General features: G+C 66.6%; 20 protein-coding genes. 13 read left to right on the forward strand and 7 right to left on the reverse strand.

Annotation, left to right across the window (positions count from 1 at the left end):
• Nucleotides 1-183: 183 nt before the first annotated feature.
• The 4 genes from ABGB19_RS25025 to ABGB19_RS25040 form a co-directional block, all read right to left on the reverse strand.
• Nucleotides 184-1,146, reverse strand: a complete 963-nt coding sequence (locus ABGB19_RS25025; RefSeq protein ID WP_347688692.1) for a glycosyltransferase — start codon at nt 1,144-1,146, stop codon at nt 184-186.
• A 62-nt stretch (nt 1,147-1,208) separates the two neighbouring features.
• Complete coding sequence (locus tag ABGB19_RS25030) at nt 1,209-1,970, reverse strand: FkbM family methyltransferase (protein WP_347688693.1); 762 nt, start codon at nt 1,968-1,970, stop codon at nt 1,209-1,211.
• Nucleotides 1,971-1,988: 18 nt separating this feature from the next.
• Complete coding sequence (locus tag ABGB19_RS25035; protein ID WP_347688694.1) at nt 1,989-3,281, reverse strand: Wzz/FepE/Etk N-terminal domain-containing protein; 1,293 nt, start codon at nt 3,279-3,281, stop codon at nt 1,989-1,991.
• Between the two features lie 170 nt (nt 3,282-3,451).
• Complete coding sequence (locus ABGB19_RS25040) at nt 3,452-4,558, reverse strand: right-handed parallel beta-helix repeat-containing protein (protein ID WP_347688757.1); 1,107 nt, start codon at nt 4,556-4,558, stop codon at nt 3,452-3,454.
• Nucleotides 4,559-4,785: 227 nt separating this feature from the next.
• On the opposite strand from ABGB19_RS25040, the gene ABGB19_RS25045 reads away from it, so the two are divergent.
• From ABGB19_RS25045 to ABGB19_RS25090, 10 genes are all read left to right on the forward strand, one after another.
• Nucleotides 4,786-5,367, forward strand: coding sequence for a cutinase family protein (locus tag ABGB19_RS25045; protein ID WP_347688758.1), 582 nt, complete (start codon nt 4,786-4,788; stop codon nt 5,365-5,367).
• 52 nt (nt 5,368-5,419) lie between these two features.
• Nucleotides 5,420-6,103, forward strand: a complete 684-nt coding sequence (locus tag ABGB19_RS25050; RefSeq protein ID WP_347688695.1) for a hypothetical protein — start codon at nt 5,420-5,422, stop codon at nt 6,101-6,103.
• A gap of 60 nt (nt 6,104-6,163) precedes the next feature.
• Nucleotides 6,164-7,804: an acyl-CoA carboxylase subunit beta gene (locus ABGB19_RS25055; RefSeq protein ID WP_347688696.1), complete on the forward strand. Its 1,641-nt coding sequence runs from the start codon at nt 6,164-6,166 to the stop codon at nt 7,802-7,804.
• A 23-nt stretch (nt 7,805-7,827) separates the two neighbouring features.
• The gene (locus tag ABGB19_RS25060) at nt 7,828-8,130 is read left to right on the forward strand and encodes an acyl-CoA carboxylase epsilon subunit (RefSeq protein WP_347688697.1); all 303 of its coding nucleotides are present in this window, start codon (nt 7,828-7,830) and stop codon (nt 8,128-8,130) included.
• Nucleotides 8,127-8,768 carry a Maf family nucleotide pyrophosphatase gene (locus ABGB19_RS25065; protein WP_347688698.1) on the forward strand — a complete coding sequence of 214 codons (642 nt, stop codon included), beginning with the start codon at nt 8,127-8,129 and terminating at the stop codon, nt 8,766-8,768. Before ABGB19_RS25060 ends, ABGB19_RS25065 begins: the two co-directional genes overlap by 4 nt.
• Before the next feature lie 48 nt (nt 8,769-8,816).
• Entirely contained in the window at nt 8,817-10,007 is a 1,191-nt protein-coding gene (locus tag ABGB19_RS25070) for a hypothetical protein (RefSeq protein WP_347688699.1), read from the forward strand.
• 48 nt (nt 10,008-10,055) lie between these two features.
• Entirely contained in the window at nt 10,056-10,952 is an 897-nt protein-coding gene (locus tag ABGB19_RS25075) for a sulfurtransferase (protein WP_347688700.1), read from the forward strand.
• Nucleotides 10,949-11,362: a SufE family protein gene (locus tag ABGB19_RS25080; protein ID WP_347688701.1), complete on the forward strand. Its 414-nt coding sequence runs from the start codon at nt 10,949-10,951 to the stop codon at nt 11,360-11,362. Before ABGB19_RS25075 ends, ABGB19_RS25080 begins: the two co-directional genes overlap by 4 nt.
• A 195-nt stretch (nt 11,363-11,557) precedes the next feature.
• On the forward strand, nt 11,558-13,357 hold the full coding sequence (locus tag ABGB19_RS25085; RefSeq protein WP_347688702.1) for an acetyl/propionyl/methylcrotonyl-CoA carboxylase subunit alpha: 1,800 nt from the start codon (nt 11,558-11,560) through the stop codon (nt 13,355-13,357).
• Nucleotides 13,358-13,444: 87 nt separating this feature from the next.
• The gene (locus ABGB19_RS25090; RefSeq protein WP_347688703.1) at nt 13,445-13,768 is read left to right on the forward strand and encodes a hypothetical protein; all 324 of its coding nucleotides are present in this window, start codon (nt 13,445-13,447) and stop codon (nt 13,766-13,768) included.
• Here the strand turns inward: ABGB19_RS25090 and ABGB19_RS25095 are convergent.
• A complete protein-coding gene (locus ABGB19_RS25095; protein WP_347688704.1) occupies nt 13,761-14,297 on the reverse strand; it encodes a nucleotidyltransferase family protein in 537 nt (178 codons plus the stop codon). The genes ABGB19_RS25090 and ABGB19_RS25095 overlap by 8 nt on opposite strands.
• A gap of 302 nt (nt 14,298-14,599) precedes the next feature.
• Between ABGB19_RS25095 and ABGB19_RS25100 the strand changes: the two genes are divergently transcribed.
• Nucleotides 14,600-15,043 carry an STAS domain-containing protein gene (locus ABGB19_RS25100; protein ID WP_347688705.1) on the forward strand — a complete coding sequence of 148 codons (444 nt, stop codon included), beginning with the start codon at nt 14,600-14,602 and terminating at the stop codon, nt 15,041-15,043.
• On the opposite strand, the gene ABGB19_RS25105 is transcribed toward ABGB19_RS25100, so the two are convergent.
• Together ABGB19_RS25105 and ABGB19_RS25110 are read right to left on the reverse strand one after the other, a co-directional pair.
• Complete coding sequence (locus tag ABGB19_RS25105; protein WP_347688706.1) at nt 15,014-15,802, reverse strand: RNA polymerase sigma factor SigF; 789 nt, start codon at nt 15,800-15,802, stop codon at nt 15,014-15,016. The two genes, ABGB19_RS25100 and ABGB19_RS25105, sit on opposite strands and share 30 nt — an antisense overlap.
• Nucleotides 15,799-16,233: an ATP-binding protein gene (locus tag ABGB19_RS25110; RefSeq protein WP_347688707.1), complete on the reverse strand. Its 435-nt coding sequence runs from the start codon at nt 16,231-16,233 to the stop codon at nt 15,799-15,801. Before ABGB19_RS25110 ends, ABGB19_RS25105 begins: the two co-directional genes overlap by 4 nt.
• Before the next feature lie 121 nt (nt 16,234-16,354).
• Here ABGB19_RS25110 and ABGB19_RS25115 point away from each other — a divergent pair, with 121 nt between their 5' ends.
• Both ABGB19_RS25115 and ABGB19_RS25120 read left to right on the forward strand, forming a co-directional pair.
• A complete protein-coding gene (locus ABGB19_RS25115; protein ID WP_347688708.1) occupies nt 16,355-16,513 on the forward strand; it encodes a hypothetical protein in 159 nt (52 codons plus the stop codon).
• 93 nt (nt 16,514-16,606) lie between these two features.
• Nucleotides 16,607-17,626 carry a DNA topoisomerase IB gene (locus ABGB19_RS25120; protein ID WP_347688709.1) on the forward strand — a complete coding sequence of 340 codons (1,020 nt, stop codon included), beginning with the start codon at nt 16,607-16,609 and terminating at the stop codon, nt 17,624-17,626.
• The last annotated feature ends 10 nt before the right edge of the window (nt 17,627-17,636 follow it).

Consider the following 17,636-nt stretch of genomic DNA (forward strand, 5'->3'; position numbering starts at 1 on the left):
CCAACTTCAGCAAAAATGAATTCGGTTCGATAGCAAACCCTCAATCCTCCGAATTCGGCGGTCGTGGACGGTCGCAGAATTGGATGCTTTCATGGGTGCGATCGTTGGCGAGGCCGCATCCGTTACAGCGGGCAGCCCCTGAAAGCTCTGGGACACAGCGGTGGGCGCGGTTGAAGCGGCCTGTTACTCGACCACCGCCCGAAACTGGAGGCGGGTGCGGTTGTGTTGCGCTTCGAATGCAGCGCGCACGTCGGCCGAGCATGCCGCAAACGTATGGTCGTCGAGCTCCGCAATCCGTTTTACGGCGGCGGCGATACCACTTACGTCACCGATATCGAACACGTACTGGCCGAGTCCGAGGCGGTCGAGTTGCTCGCCGATCCACCCATTACGCCAGACGATCGGCACACACCCAGCAGCGGCGGCCTCGTAGAGCACAAGGGGCTGGGCCTCGTGTCGGTAAGACGAGGGAAACACCATGCACCGAGCAGTGGCCAGTTCCCGGAACTTGTCTTCGCCGCGGCGCGGCCCCCCGGCTGCAAACGGCACCCCACGCCGGCGGGCATCGTCGAGTATCGCCACGGCATCCTCGGAGGGCGCTCCCAGGAGCCGAACACAAATACCGGTCTGATTCGCGACTTCCAGCACAGCTGCCAGACCCTTCTCGGCGCTGAGATTCGACAGGTGTACGACCCCGCGCCGCTGGAAGTCGGGATCGGGTGCCGGCGGCAGTGGCATCAGGCCGGCGTTGTCGACCACCACTATGCGGTGCTCTTCGATTCCGTACCGCGAGGAGAGCTCCGCCCCCATCGCTTCGTCCAGCACGGCGTGGCGAAGGCGCCCGCTCGCCACCGCAAGGACGATGCGCAGCGTCCACGACGATTCACGCACATACCGCGAGGAGTGGTGAGTCAGCGTTGTGGCCACACGTCGGAGACGGGCCCCGAGCAGCGGAATCACCTCGAAGGCCAGGCCCGCTCCGCCGGAGGCAACCACGACAGTGCGATCGACGCGGGGACCGATCAGCAGAACGAAGAAGGCCTTCAGACAGCGGCGCAGCTTCGCCAATCGCCCTGCCTGCGTGTTGATCACGGTCACGGCATGACCATCCGCGCGCCACGCGTCGACCAGCCAGCCCGTTGCCACCGCGCGTCCATCGACGGGCGGCGGTACAGGTCCGACTAGAAGGATGTCCAACGAACTGACCGCTACCGCCGCTCGAAAAGGAGGTCGGCCTGATGCAAGCTCCACGAGGAGTCGGCACCGGGTACGCGGGCGGCGCCGGTGAGCGAGAAGCCGGCGTCCAGGAGGTGCGCCACGACGGCGGACGGATCGGACTGACCCTCGTACAAGGGCTCGAAGGACACTTCCACGAGCACCGCGTCAGCCGCTGAGAGCAGCTTGGGCATTCCGGCGAGAACGTCCAATTCGGTCCCCTGCACATCGAGCTTGACGAGCAGAGGCCTTGGGAGATTGTTGGGCAGCACGTCGTCGCCGACGAAAACCTCGACCTCTTGTGTGCCGGCTTCGTGAAGGGCCGTCCTGCTCTGCGCCGTGGCCGTCGTCGGCAGCAGTGAAGAGCTGTCGATTGCGGCGGTGACGTGCAGGGTATGGTGTCCTGGCGCCGCGCTCAGTGCGCCGGCGATCACCTCGACCCGGCAAGGGGCCAGGCGCGGCACGACTTTTCGAAGCAGCTCGATGGCGGCAGGCAGCGGCTCGATGCACACGACCCGTTCGGCGGCCAGGACGTCGGCGGCCCAGATCGCGAACTGGCCGACATTGGCTCCCACGTCGACGACCGAACGGAAACTCCGTCCTTCGAGGAGCTCGTTGTGCTCGATCGACGGTGCGATGCGGTGCCGGAGTAGGCCCCGACGCTCTGGGCGCCGGGCCAGCCAGACTAACTTCCGCGCGCGCAACCCGATCAGTGACAGATTCAAAGTAAATGCCTCACCAGCGTCGGCCGACAATTGTGGTCCCAGCAAGCGCTATGACGCGGAACCGACCTCGTCCTTCTCCAGTTCGCCGTCGACGACCGTCTCGTCGGTCTTCTTCTTGTCGGGACGCAGAAACACCACGCCCAGGGCAGGCAGCTTCATCGCCTCGAGCGTGTATTTGGCCTCCTCGATGTCGGCTAACCGTGTCGATTTGGTCGTGGCAACGAGCAGGGCGGCATCGGCAACCGACGTCAACGCGACCGCAAGGGGGGTATGGACGATCGACGGCCCCGCGAGGACGGCGTACTCACCGCGGCGGAGGGGCAACGGTGTCTGGGGAAGTCGACCGGCGAGGAAGTAGGCATCGAGGTGCTGGCCGTCGCTGCCCGCGCGGACCTCGGTGACATTCGGCATCCCGCTGGGCGTGCCGGCCTGGCCCCATTCGACAATGCCGGCAAGATAATCCGACCAGCCAGGCCCGGCTGATGCGTCAGTCGAGTCCGCAACGTCGACGAGCATGACCTTCTTGCCGTAGGAACCTAACGCCTCGGCCATTCCCCGTGCGATGGTCGACGAAGGAGACTCCGCATCGACGCTGACCACGAGTAGCCGGCTGCCGAGATGGGGCTCCGCGTTGATGAGGCACTCGAGCGCAATGCGGCGGAATTCGTCCAAGGAGCCGGTCGAACTTCCCACCGTTCCCAAGTACGGCAATTCAATTGACGACAACTGCCCCGACTTGCGCATCACGGGGTCAGTTCGGTCACGCACGACGGCTATCAGCGTGCCGACCACGAATCCGATCAGACCGGCGATCACAGTGTCCCGCTTCCAGTGCCCTTCAGGTCGCACTGTCGGCTCGTCGGTGGTTATCTGGACGGAGGTGAGCGCACCAGTGGCGCCTGGCCGCTCGATCTCGGCCACGTACTCACGAAATGCGTTCTGGACGGCTTCCACGATTCTGATTGCCGTGCCCGGGTCGGAAGCCTCTGCGGTGACCGTGATCAGGGGCTGGTCCGGTGCCGTTCGCGTGCCGATCGCACCCTGAATGTCGCTCGGACTGATCTGTCCATCGAGTTTGCGCGAGGCGCGAAGCGCGACCTCGGGACCCCTGAGGAGTTCGGCATAGCTCGGTGCCCGGAGTTGGGCGACCCGTTCGCCGGCGTAGGCATCGACTGCGGTTCCGGTGCCGCCGCTGGTTGACACCACCACCCGTGTCTGCGCTCGATACTCGAGCGGGCGAAGGAAATACCAGGCAAGTGACCCGATCACGCAAAGGAGCGTCACGATTACGACGATCAGCCAACGCTCCCGCAGAATTCGCCACAGTTCCTGGATTTCCATCTGCCGCCTTTCAGCTGGTATGGCCTGCAAACCGCAATTGCATTAGGCGCCGCTCGCGCCGGTGAGCTCGAATGTGGACATCGTAGAGCATCTCCGGCAAATGTCGGCGACGCGCATCAGCACGATCCAGCAAGCTTCAGGTCGGCGGAACCGGGGCGTGCGGGTCTTCGTCAGGGCGCCGTGTAGGGGGCCCCGTTCAGCGTGATCCCCGTCGCCGTATACGTCTCGCGCGGCGCGTCCAGCGTCTTTAGCACGGGAAGATCTCCGGCCTGCTGTATCGCGATATCCCTGAAGTTGATGTTGCTGAGGGTCCCCCCCGCCGTCCCGACGCCGATATTCTGCCCCGCCACCGGCTGGGTATCGGTGATGGCAAGGTTTGACACGGTCACGTCTGCCACGGTCTGGCCGGGAGTACCGCTGTACACCGTGACCGCCCCCATCGGGAAGGCGGTGAAATTGGCAGCTGTGATCACCCCCCCGTTCACGGTCACCCCGCGGACAGAACCTGTCGCAAAGGTGGCCTGGGAGCCGATGAAGACGCCCGCGGCGCTCGTATTCGACACGTTGATGTCGTTGAAGGTGATGCGCTCGCCCCCGACCACAACCAAGCCCCGAGCCTGCCTGTTGCTCAACACCCTCGGCGAATTGATCACGATGTCATGGCACATGCCGACCGCCGGCCCGAAAGTGTGCGATACGACGGCGATGCCATCATCACCCGTGCCCTCCGTGGTGACGTTGTTGACCTGCCCATTGTTCGACCCCGCGGTCAGCTGAATACCGTCGGCGGCGGTGTCACGGATGGTCACGTTCTCGATCCGGAAGTTGCTCGCGTTCGGAACGTACATACCTGCCGAGGAGCCTCCGGTGATGTTGACTCCACTGACCGTCACACCGGTGCCGCCGAATACCAGCATGGTCTGGTTGGTTCCATCCTGGCGGGGCAGGCCGACCGGCGCGATGAGGTTCAGGTTGCTCAGCGCGACGTTGTCGCCGTGAATCACGAGTGCGGCCGTGCCGGGGTTGGTCGCTTCCAGGGTGGCGCCGTTGCCGTTGATCTGCACGCCGGAGGCCCGGATGTAGAGCATGCCGCCGTGCTGGTAGGTCCCCGGTTCTAGGTTGAGCGTGTCACCGGGCCTGAGCTGATCGAACCGAGCCTGCAGGGCGGCCGTGTTGTCGCCAGCGACCGGAACCGCGGTCGCGGCCGGTGCACCGTCGAAAGTCAGGACCGCCAGCACGCACGCAATTGCGGCGCCCACGGCACCGAACTTCTTCATCACAGTCTTACGCCCCACAGTCGTACGCCCCATCTTCTCTTGATCGCTTCAACCGGCTCATTGTTACAGCTTCGGCAGGTCGGGCGGGCGGTCCGGCCCCGATGACACGTCCGCCGCCCCGCATCGACACTAGAGTCGGCGGTGTGAAACGGACCGTCAGCGCAGGAGTCGCAGCGGCCATCCTGCTGGCTGCCGTATTAGCTGGTTGTAGTGCGCGAGTTCCCAACATGGACACCACCTACACCTCCGTCGAGCGCTGCCCCGACATCGAGGTGGTTTTCGCGCGAGGCACCGGCGAGGCACCGGGCCCCGGCGCGATCGGCGGACCGTTCGTCGATTCGCTGCGCAAGAAGGTCGGCGGCCGGTCCGTCTCGTCGTACGCGGTCAACTATCCGGCCAGCAACGACTTCACGAAGGCGGCGGACGGTGCCAATGACGCCAGCGCCCATGTGCAGCAGACGGTGGCCAACTGTCCGGATACCCGGATCGTGCTCGGAGGCTTCTCCCAGGGTGCAGCCGTGATCGATCTGATCACCGCTGTATCCGTGCCGATGTACGGGTTCACTGCACCAATGCCGCCGGAGGTCGCCGATCACGTCGCCGCAGTGGCCGTGTTCGGCAACCCGTCGATCAAGTGGGCCGGGGGCCCGTTGACCGAACTCAGCCCCCTGTACGGTTCTAAGACCATCGATGTGTGCATCCCCTACGACCCCATCTGTTCCGATGGCGGGCTGATCATCGTGCACGGCATGTACCTGATGTTGGGACTGGTCGAGGGAGCCACGGATTTCGTCGCGAAGCGGCTCTGAAAGATTGCGGAGTCGGGCTGCAAGGGCACGTCACGTTGTGGGTGTCCTAGCCATGGTCGTCATCGTGGCTGCGGCCGTTGTCGGGCTCGTCGACATGCTGGTCGGACCCGAGACGCCGAACCACGAACGGGATCGAGTGTTCGCGGACTTCACGTCGCGGCAACTCGACGTCACCAATGACGGAACGCCGCTGACGGTTCTCGACAGTGGTCGGAACATCTCTGGTTTGGCGGTCGTCGACAGCGAGCTGACGCACGGAAGCCCGAAACAGGCCAATGCAGCGGGATACCTTCAGGCTCGTATTGACGCGCCGGTCACCCGCATAGGGGCTGTCGCCGAGTTCCACTCCGCAAACTCAGGTGCGATCGCCCTGATCTCGTCGGCCGACTCGCTGGCGGATGACAGCGGCACTGGTGTGCGCGACCGACTTCCCAGCAGCGGCATGCTATTTGCCGCAACGAACCGAAGCTGGCACTTCAGTGTCTGGGACGGGGTTGCGAAGAAGATGCATGTTTTGCTTCACGGCGCCCTGGCACTGCCCGCCGACGGAACGGGGCACGCGTTTGAAGTCGTCCGGTACGGAGACACTGTCACGATCCGCCTACCCGACGGCACCATGCGTGCCACGGCCGACGCACGAATCGCGCGGTGGAGCGGACCGTGGGCTTACTGGCAGCTCTACGAACAAAATGTCGGGCAGGTGCCAGCTACCTTGACCGCCGTTTGGGCCAGCTGAAGACGCCGAAAGCGGGCGCGTTCGCGAGGGTCGACCGGGTGGTCGATACCATCGACCACCATGACAAGCGTTCACGAGTCGTCGGTCGAGCCCTCGGGCAAGCACGAGATCGATATCCACACCACCGCGGGCAAGCTCGCCGATCTGCGCAGGCGCGCCGAGGAGACGCTGCACCCGGTCGGTGAGGAGGCCGTCGAGAAGACCCACGCCAAGGGCAAACTCACCGCTCGTGAGCGCATTCTGGGGTTGCTCGACGAGGGCTCGTTCGTGGAACTCGACGCGCTGGCCCGGCACCGCAGCACCAACTTCGGCCTCGAGGCCAACCGGCCGCTGGGCGATGGCGTGGTGACCGGCTACGGCACCATCGACGGCCGCGAGGTCTGCATCTTCAGCCAGGACGCGACGGTCTTCGGCGGCAGCCTCGGCGAGGTGTACGGCGAGAAGATCGTCAAGGTCCAGGAGCTCGCGATCAAGACCGGTCGTCCGCTGATCGGCATCAACGACGGCGCCGGGGCCCGCATCCAGGAGGGCGTGGTCTCACTCGGCCTGTACAGCAACATCTTCCACAACAACATCCTGGCCTCGGGCGTCATCCCGCAGATCTCGCTGATCATGGGGGCCGCGGCGGGCGGGCACGTCTACTCCCCCGCGCTGACCGACTTCGTGGTGATGGTCGACCAGACCAGCCAGATGTTCATCACCGGGCCCGACGTCATCAAGACCGTCACCGGCGAAGAGGTGACGATGGAGGAACTCGGCGGCGCACACACGCACATGGCCAAGTCGGGCTTGGCGCACTACGTGGCCTCCGGTGAGCAGGACGCCTTCGACTACGTCCGTGAACTGCTGTCGTACCTGCCGTCCAACAACTACGCCGATCCGCCGCGCTACCCCGCGGCGGTGCCCGAGGGCGCGATCGAGGAGAACCTCACCGACGAGGACCTCGAACTCGACACGCTGATCCCGGACTCGCCGAACCAGCCCTACGACATGCACGAGGTCATCACCCGCATCCTCGACGACGACGAGTTCCTCGAGGTGCAGGCCGGCTACGCGCAGAACATCATCGTCGGGTTCGGCCGCGTCGAGGGTCGCCCGGTCGGCATCGTCGCCAACCAGCCGACGCAGTTCGCCGGCTGCCTGGACATCAACGCCTCGGAGAAGGCCGCGCGGTTCATCCGGACCTGCGACTGCTTCAACGTCCCGATCGTGATGCTGGTCGACGTCCCGGGCTTCCTTCCCGGCACCGACCAGGAGTACAACGGCATCATCCGGCGCGGCGCCAAGCTGCTCTACGCCTACGGCGAGGCCACGGTCGCCAAGATCACCGTGATCACCCGCAAGGCCTACGGCGGCGCGTACTGCGTGATGGGGTCCAAGGAGATGGGCGCCGACGTCAACGTCGCCTGGCCGACCGCGCAGATCGCGGTGATGGGCGCGTCGGGCGCCGTCGGGTTCGTGTACCGCAGCAAGCTCAAGGAAGCGGCCAAGTCCGGCGAGGACGTCGACGCCCTGCGCCTGGAACTGCAGCAGGAGTACGAGGACACGCTGGTCAACCCGTACATCGCGGCCGAGCGCGGTTACGTCGACGCGGTGATCCCGCCGTCGCACACCCGCGGCTACGTCGCGACCGCCCTGCGCCTGCTCGAACGCAAGATCACGCAGGTGCCGCCGAAGAAGCACGGGAACATTCCACTGTGAGCGGGGCGAACGATTCAGCCACTGTGAGCGGGGCGAACGATTCAGCCACTGTGAGCGGGGAAGAGGTCATCGTGACCGACGACGAGGCCACCGCGGCCGGCGTGCCCGCCGACCACGAGGCGCACATCCAGGTGCTCCGGGGCGAGCCGACCGCCGAGGAGATGGCGGCGATGATGGCCGTGCTGGCCGCCGCGTCGAGTGCACCCGCCGAGCCGCGCGAACAGGAAGAGAACCTGTGGGGCCATCCGGTGGACCGGCTGCGCTACGCGAGCTTCAGCTGGCAGCGGGTCACGCTGGTGGAACGGACCCACATGCGCCGGCGGTGACGCGGGTCGTCCTCGCGTCAGCGTCACCCGGTCGCCTGAAAGTGTTGCGGCAGGCCGGAATCGATCCGCTCGTCGTCGTGTCAGGCGTCGATGAGGATGCCGTCGTCGCGGGCCTCGACCCGTCCGCCACCCCGGCCGAGGTGACGGTCGCGCTCGCGGCCGCCAAGGCCGACGCGGTGGTCGCCTGCCTCGACGCCGCCGTGGCCGTCGACTGCGTGGTGATCGGTTGCGATTCGATGCTCTTCCGAGACGGCGTGCTCTTGGGCAAGCCGCCGACGCCGGAAGCGGCGCTGGCCGGATGGCGAGAGATGGCGGGCCGGTCCGGTGAGCTCTACACCGGCCACTGCCTCATCCGGTTGTCTCACAACGCGGTAACGCATCAGGTGAGCGAGGCCTCGGTGACGACGATACGGTTCGGCGTGCCGGCGCCGGCAGATCTCGCGGCCTATGTCGACACCGACGAGCCGACCGCGGTCGCTGGCGGCTTCACGCTAGACGGGCTGGGCGGCTGGTTCATCGAAGGCGTCGACGGTGACCCGTCCTCGGTGATCGGCATCAGTTTGCCATTGCTGCGCCGGCTGTTCGAACGCGCCGAGCTGTCGATCGTCGAGCTATGGGCAACCAACCCCGTCAGTTGAGAGGTCCGAAGAGCATCTCGGACCACTGCGCCGATGTACTTTGCCTGTGTGTTCGTCGGAGCGGCGCGGGCCTCGCCGAGATTGGATTCACGGCTGATCTCTGGCTGCTTCGTCGTGAGCTCGCTGGCCGCCGGGGCCGTCGTCATCGGCCTGCACGGCCGGCTGGCCAGTAGATTCGGAATTCCTGATATCGTCGCGCTCGCAGTGCTAGTCGCCTCGACGCTGCCGCCGTTGCTCTACCCGATCTTCTTGCGTTTTCATCGAACACTCGGCCCCGTGGCAGGCCTCGCCATGGTGCTTACCGTTGCCGTGGCACAGCCGCGATTTGTGGCCGCCAGTATGCGCAACCCCACCAGTGGTAGCGATCAGGCGGAGTGCATCATCGTCGGCTTGACGAGTCTGTCGCGCGGTCAATGGCCTTACGACGCAACAGAGATGTCGAAACGGAATCCGATGAGCTGCGGACCGCTGTGGCTGATCACCCATTGGCCGGCTGCGGTAACCGGGTATTCAGTCGCGTTCGGCGCCATCATGATCGGGGCGCTTATGGTCATCGGCTTCCTCAACGGATGGGCGACCACGTCCAGGCTGCTCGTCATGTTGTCACTGACACCGGCGACATGGCTATCGCTGATTGTCGGAAGCGACTTTCTCACCTTCGGCCTGTGTACGGCCGCTTTCGCCGCGGTCACCACATCAACGAGTCCGGCTCTGCGGCGAGTCGCGATTCCTGCGTCGCTCCTGGTAGCCCACTTTCGGTTGCCATTCGCAGGCCTGCCCGCCGCAATCTTTCTGCGGCGCAATGCCGATGGACGCCTGTTAGGGCTGAGGACAGCGACATTCACGACAGTAGCGAGCGTCGCATTCTGGGCCCTCCTCTATGTGGTCGATGCGGAGCGCTACGTCGCCATGGGTCCCATGCACGTCATAGGGAAGGTCGAAGTCATGACCGGCACCGGCATCGATCAAGCCGCGGCTGTTGTGACAATGATCATGCTCTCCGCTGTGTTGGCACTCGTGTGTAGTCGCCTGAGTGTCGTGAGCGGCATTACCGTGTTCTGTGCGGTGATGCTGATCCCCATGGCTCTGGCCAATGGGTATCAGATGCTCCGATACGCCTATCCGCATTGGGAGGGCGCCTTTTGGTTGGTACCTCTGGTTGCGTTAACTGCTTTCGCTCTGGCGGATCGTCCTATCAAGCTGAATAGTCCACGCCGTCCCAAAATTGTCAGGCGATGACCTGCCGACAACGATTCTCCCCGACGCCGAGATTGTAGGCTTTGCGGTGTGCCGCTGCCTGCCGATCCCGACCCCGCCCTGCAGTCGTATGCCCACCCCGAACGCCTGGTGACCGCCGACTGGCTGTCGGCCAACCTGGGCCGTCCCGGGCTGGCCATCGTCGAGTCCGACGAGGACGTGCTGCTCTACGACACCGGCCACATTCCCGGGGCGGTGAAGATCGACTGGCACACCGACCTCAACGATCCCCACGTGCGCGACTACATCACCGGTGCGCAGTTCGCCGACCTGATGAACCGCAAGGGCATCTCCCGCGACGACACCGTGGTGATCTACGGCGACAAGAGCAACTGGTGGGCGGCCTACGCGCTGTGGGTGTTCACCCTGTTCGGCCATCCCGACGTGCGCCTGCTCAACGGCGGGCGCGACCTGTGGATCTCCGACGGCCGCGAGACCACCCTCGACGTGCCGACCAGGCAGACCACCGGCTACCCCGTCGTCGAACGCGACGACGCGCCGATCCGCGCCTTCAAGGACGACGTGCTCGCCACGCTTGGTTCGCAGCCGCTCATCGACGTCCGCTCGCCGCAGGAGTACACCGGCGAACGCACCCACATGCCGGACTATCCCGAGGAGGGCGCCCTGCGGGGTGGCCACGTGCCCACCGCGCGGTCCATTCCCTGGGCCAAGGCCGCCGACGACAGCGGACGGTTCCGCGGACGCGCCGAACTCGACGAGCTGTACGGCTTCCTTCGCGCCGACGACAACACGATCGTGTACTGCCGCATCGGCGAGCGTTCCAGCCACACCTGGTTCGTGCTGACGCACCTGCTGGGCCTGCCGGGAGTGCGCAACTACGACGGCTCGTGGACCGAATGGGGCAACGCGGTGCGGGTCCCGGTCGCCGTCGGCGAAGAGCCCGGAGAGGCGCCCGGCTCTCCATGACCGCCATGCCGGCCGCACTGGCCGAAGTGGTCTCCGACTTCAAGGAGGTGCAGGGCCAGGACAAGCTGCAGCTGCTGCTGGAGTTCGCCAACGAGTTGCCGCCGCTGCCCGCCGACCTCGAAGAGGCCGCGATGGAGCCGGTGCCGGAATGCCAGTCGCCGCTGTTCCTGCACGTCGACGCCGACGACCGCGAGCATGTCCGGCTGTATTTCAGCGCACCCGCCGAGGCGCCCACGACGCGCGGGTTCGCCGCGATCCTCGCCGCCGGGCTCGACGACAATCCGGCCGACGACATCCTCGCCGTGCCGGACGACTTCTACTCCGAGTTGGGGCTCGCCGCGCTCATCAGCCCGCTGCGGCTGCGCGGGATGTCGGCGATGCTGGCTCGCATCAAGAAACGGCTGCGCTGACACGATCAGCGCCGAGCGCTCAGCCTTGTACGAAATTCCGCGTCGATACCGTACGTAGGTGCGCGCTCACCGAGGCGGGCGGGGTTACCGACGGGTAAGGGAACCGGCTCGGCGAGACCTCAGCTGCGCCGCCTAAACTGCCCTCCGATACATTCCTAAAGACGTTTCTTAGAGAACATGCCGTCAGGAGGCGCAGTGGCAAGTCACGCCAGCTCAAAGATCTCCAAGGTGTTGGTCGCCAACCGCGGGGAGATCGCCGTGCGGGTGATCAGGGCCGCCAAGGACGCGGGGCTGGCCAGCGTGGCCGTGTACGCCGAACCCGACGCCGACGCGCCGCACGTCCGGCTCGCCGACGAGGCGTTCGCCCTCGGCGGCCAGACTTCGGCGGAGTCCTACCTGGTCTTCGAGAAGCTGCTCGACGCCGCCGAGAAGTCGGGCGCCAATGCCGTGCATCCCGGCTACGGCTTCCTCTCCGAGAACGCCGACTTCGCCCAGGCCGTCATCGACGCGGGCCTGATCTGGATCGGGCCCAGCCCTCAGTCCATCCGCGACCTCGGCGACAAGGTCACCGCCCGCCACATCGCCGCGCGCGCCCAGGCGCCGCTGGTGCCCGGCACCCCCGATCCGGTCAAGGACGCCGACGAGGTCGTCGCGTTCGCCAAGGAGTACGGCGTGCCGATCGCAATCAAGGCCGCGTTCGGCGGAGGTGGCCGCGGCATGAAGGTGGCCCGCACCATCGAGGAGATCCCCGAGCTGTACGACTCGGCGACCCGCGAGGCCGTCGCGGCGTTCGGTCGCGGTGAGTGCTTCGTCGAGCGCTACCTCGACAAGCCGCGTCACGTCGAGGCGCAGGTGATCGCCGACCAGCACGGCAACGTCGTCGTCGCGGGCACCCGCGACTGCTCGCTGCAGCGGCGCTTCCAGAAGCTGGTGGAGGAAGCGCCCGCACCGTTCCTGACCGACGCGCAGCGCAAGGAGATCCACGAGTCGGCCAAGCGCATCTGCAAGGAAGCCCACTACTACGGTGCGGGCACCGTGGAGTACCTCGTCGGCCAGGACGGCCTCATCTCGTTCCTCGAGGTGAACACCCGCCTGCAGGTCGAGCACCCGGTGACCGAGGAGACCTCGGGCGTCGACCTGGTGCGCCAGCAGTTCCGGATCGCCAACGGCGAACCCCTGGACATCACCGAGGACCCGACGCCGCGCGGTCACTCGATCGAGTTCCGCATCAACGGCGAGGACGCCGGCCGGGGATTCCTGCCCGCGCCCGGCCCGGTGACCAAGTTCGAGGCGCCGCAGGGTCCCGGTATCCGGCTGGACTCGGGGGTGGAGACCGGTTCGGTGATCGGCGGGCAGTTCGACTCGATGCTGGCCAAGCTGATCGTCACGGGTGCCACCCGCGAGGAGGCGCTGGAGCGGTCGCGCCGCGCCCTGGACGAGTTCCATGTCGAGGGCCTGGCGACGGTCATCCCGTTCCACCGTGCCGTGGTGTCCGACCCCGCCTTCATCGGCGACGACAACGGCTTCACCGTGCACACCCGCTGGATCGAGACCGAGTGGGACAACACCGTCGAGCCGTTCACCGGCGGCGACCCCATCGAGGAGGAGGACACCGTCCCGCGGCAGACCGTCGTGGTGGAGGTCGGCGGCCGCCGGCTCGAGGTGTCTCTGCCCGGTGACCTGGCGCTCGGCGGCGGGGGCGCCCCCGCGGCGGGCGGCAACGTCGTGCGGAAGAAGCCCAAGCCGCGCAAGCGGGGTGCGCAGGGCGGCGCTGCCGCGTCCGGCGACGCCGTCACCGCCCCGATGCAGGGCACCGTGGTCAAGGTCGCCGTCGAGGAGGGCCAGGAGGTCTCCGCGGGCGACCTCGTGGTGGTGCTCGAGGCGATGAAGATGGAGAACCCGGTCACCGCGCACAAGGACGGCACCATCACCGGTCTGGCCGTCGAGCCCGGCGCCGCCATCACCCAGGGCACCGTCCTCGCCGAGATCAAGTAGCCCTCCCCTTGCCGAACGTGCACTTGTGCTCGAAAAATCAGCGAATCATCGAGCGGTGATGCACGTTCGCGCCACCGACGGGTAGTGATGGAGCCGGTCGAGATCAACGCGGGCGCCTGGTATCTGCGCGCGCTGCGGGCCGACGAGAAGATCGACGATCGGCCCGCGTTGTCCGACCTGGGCGAGCCCGACGCCGAATACGTCCAGAAGCGGGCGGCGCAGTGGGAGTCGGACGCCGTCTACTCATGGGCGGTGTGCGAACCGACCACCGGCGAGATGCTGGCCGAGGTGACGCTGGACCCGCGCACCGCGGCGATCCGGTCCCGCGCGCGCGAAGGGCACGCCGACGCGGCGGCGGTGGCCGAGGGTTCGGTCCGGCGGTTCGCCGCGGCGATGCTGGACCTCACCTGAGGTCGATGTCGCGCCCGGTGGCCAGGTCGGCGCAGCCGACTTCGACGACGTCGTCGCGCGCCGCGAGGAACGTGCGTGCGCCCTGGTCGCCGCGCAGCCCCTCGAGGACCGCCGGCCAGTGTCTGCGGGCGATGACCACCGGATGTCCCGGCGCGTCGCCGTAGCGCGCCCGGGCCAGCCCGGACGGTGCCGCGCCGGCGGCGGCGATGACCCGCTGCACCACCCCGGCGCCGACATCGGGGGTGTCCACGGTGTGCACGACCGCGTAGTCGGCGTCCACCGCCGACAGGCCCGCCCGCAGCGACGCCGACAGTCCGTCGGACCAGTCCTCGGCGACGACCGCGCGCGCGGGTGGCGGCACCTCGACGATCGCGGCACCCAGCACCACCACCACGTCACCACAGCCGCCGTCCGACAGGGCCTCGACCGCTGCCTTGAGCCATTTCCCCTGCCCAGCAAGCACTTTCGGCATACCGAACCGAGAGCCGGCGCCAGCGGCAAGCACCACACCAGCGGCGGTTGTCGACATGTCACCAGTTTGGGGCCGCGGCGCGCGTTTCGACAAACTTGACGTTGCCGGACGTGGGTCCGAAGCGGTGCGGATCCCCGAATCGCCGGGCTGAACTGCGGGTATGACGGACTCTCGATATCAATTGTCAGCGGGCACGATGCGGCGTAGGGTCAAGACAGGTTGAGTTCAACAGCCGCATGGAAGCGTCATTGACGCACAGAGGAACTCCCGACCCCTGTAGCGAAGGCTTTGAGACGCAGGGCCCCAAAATTTTGACGTGAACCACAGTACGAATCCCGTATTCAACTGATGGAGTCACAATGTCTGTTATTTCGCATTCGCCGCCCACTTCGGTGGCGTCTTCACTGGAACCCACCGACTGCCACACCGCGCACTTCGAGACCCGTCAGCCGCAGCCTGACACCTCGGTGGTCTCGGCTCATGGCGAGATCGACGCCGCCAACGCTCAGGAATTCGTCAATTACGCCTTGCGGCACGCCGACCTGGTCAAGTGCCTGGTGATCGACTTGTCCGGGGTCGAGTTCTTCGGCACCGCAGGGTTTTCCGCGCTGCACACCTTGAACGTGCGCGCCGCAGGCGAGGGCATCGAGTGGGCGTTGGCGCCCAGCGTCTCGGTGACCCGATTGCTTCGACTCTGCGATCCTGATTCGGCGCTGCCCGTCTGCCCCAGCGTGGAGGCGGCGCTGTCGGCGGTGCAGCGTGCACCGAAGCCGTTACTGCAGTTGGTCCCGGAGGCGGGTTAGCGATTTCGCCAGCAGCCGCGAGACGTGCATCTGCGAGATGCCGACCCGCTCGGCGATCTGCGTCTGGGTGAGCGATTCGAAGAAGCGCAGCAGCAGCACGGTCCGCTCCCGCTCCGGTAGCGCAGCGAGCAAGGGCCGCAACGCTTCTCTGTTCTCGATTTGATCCAGACCCAGGTCGACGTCGCCGAGGGTGTCGGCGATCGCAGGCGCGTCCTCGGTTCCGCTGCCACCGCTGTCGATCGACAGCGTGTTGTAGGAGCTGCCGGCCACCAGCCCCTCGACGACCTCGTCGCGGTCCATGTCGAGTTCGGCCGCCAGCTCCGACGCGGTGGGTGCGCGGCCCAGCCGCTGCGAGAGTTCGGCGGTCGCCGAGCCCAGCCGCAGATGCAGTTCCTTGAGCCGCCGCGGCACCTTCACCGACCAACTGTTGTCGCGGAAGTGCCTGCGCACCTCGCCCATGATGGTCGGCACCGCGAACGACACGAAGTCCGAGCCCGCCTCGACGTCGAATCGGATGACCGCGTTCACCAGGCCCACGCGGGCCACCTGGACCAGGTCCTCGCGCGGTTCACCGCGGCCGTCGAAGCGACGGGCGATGTGGTCGGCCAGCGGCAGGCAGCGCTCGACGATGCGGTCCCGCTGCCGCTGGAACTTCGGCGAGTCCTCGCCGAGATCCTTCAGCTCGCGGAACATGTCGGCGACATCCGCGTACTCAGAGTTCGATCGCGATGACGAACCCTGTGACGTCGAGGGCGTCACTGCAGCGTGCTCGCTCGTCTCGTCGTCATGGAGATCCCGAATATCTGGGCGTTCTCGGGCCCTTGGCCATTCTCGAAGGTACGCACCTCGTCGGTCAGGGAGCTGAGCACGTGCCAGCTGAAGCTGCCCGGCGCGAGGATGTCGGGACTCTTGCACGTCGTCGACGCGTCGATGACGACGGCGTCGTCGCGCGGGTGGATGGCGAGCAGCAGCACGGAATGCGGGACCGCACTGCGGATCAGCCTGGTACAGGCTTCGTCAACGGCCAGCCGCAGGTCCGCGACGGCGTCGAAGTCCAAGTCCTCGAACGTCGCCACGGCGGCGACGAGCGTGCGCAACACGGCGAGATTCTCGAGCTCGGCTGCGACTCTCAGTTCCACAGACCGACCGCCGTGATCCTGCCCGTTGTTCTTGTTGGCGACGTCGGCCATCTGACCTCCCGGCAATATCGAAGCGAGACTACCCCAGGTTGATTCCCAGCTAACCACGAGGACTCCGGCAACCTGTCCTCGCGGACGTGTGGCACACGCCGAGCCGGGGTACCACCGGGGCATGGAGCAGTTGCAGCCGCGAAGCCCCCTCGATCACGCCGGTGACCAGACGTTGCGGCGCATCATCGTGACCGCCGCGGTGGTTCTGATCGCCGTGATCCTCGCCGCGGTGGCGATATACGCCGCCGCGTTCCTGATGCTTGCGCCGATGATGCAGTGAACGCACCGGTGACGACGAACTCTCAGAAGGCGCGCTCGACTCACACATGTCCATGGTGCTGGATCAATACCCCGCGACCCCCGGAAGCCAAACATGCGACTTCGGCGTAGCGCCGTGCGCGGCCCCGGCATGCGCCGGATCCGCCGCGGCCGCGGGTTCTCCTACGAGAATTTCGACGGCACACCGGTCACCGACGAGGCCACTCTGCAGCGCATCAAGGACCTGGTGATCCCGCCGGCGTGGAAGGACGTCTGGATCTGCCCGTATCCCAACGGTCACATCCAGGCGGTCGGCACCGATGCGGCGGGCCGGCGCCAGTACCTGTACCACCAGCGCTGGCAGCAGGACCGCAACGAGGAGAAGTTCGACCGGGTGCTGGAGATGTCGGCCGCGCTGACGGAGATGCGCAGGCAGGTCGCCGCCGACCTGCGCGGTCGCGGACTGAGCCGCAACCGCGTGGTCGCGGTGGCCCTGCACCTGCTCGACCTCGGCTACTTCCGCGCGGGCTCCGAGCAGTACGCCGAGGAGAACAACTCGTTCGGCATCTCCACCCTGCTCTGGGAGCACGTGACCGTGCAGCGCAACGCCATCGAGTTCGACTTTCCCGCCAAGAGCGGAGTGCGCCGCACGCTGACGATCGACGACCCCACGGCCGTGCATTCGGTGCGCGCGCTGCTGCGGCGCCCGGAGCGCACGGAGCGGTTGCTGGTGTGCCGCAATGGTTCCGGCTGGGCCGACGTCAACGCCGACGACCTGAACGCCCGCTTCAAGGAACTCGTCGGCGAGCAGTACTCGGTCAAGGATCTACGGACCTGGCACGGCACGGTGCTGGCGGCGACGGCCTTCGTCGACGCCGATCCGCCGGTCAACAAGACCGTCGTCAAGCGCGTCGAGTCGGCCGTGATGAAAGAGGTGGCCGAGGAACTCGGCAACACTCCCGCGGTGGCTCGCGCCTCCTACGTCGATCCCCGCGTCGTCGAGGGATACCAGTCGAATCTGACGATCGCCGCGGCCGTCCGTCGCGCGGACCGGATGAAGGCCCTGGCCGAGCGCCGGGAGGTGCTCGACCGCAGCACCGCCCGGCTGATTCGCCGGGTCGCCAAGAATCAATAGCCCGCCCGTT

It is taken from the genome of Mycobacterium sp. B14F4, assembly GCF_039871645.1.
In the GTDB taxonomy this organism is placed as follows: domain Bacteria; phylum Actinomycetota; class Actinomycetes; order Mycobacteriales; family Mycobacteriaceae; genus Mycobacterium.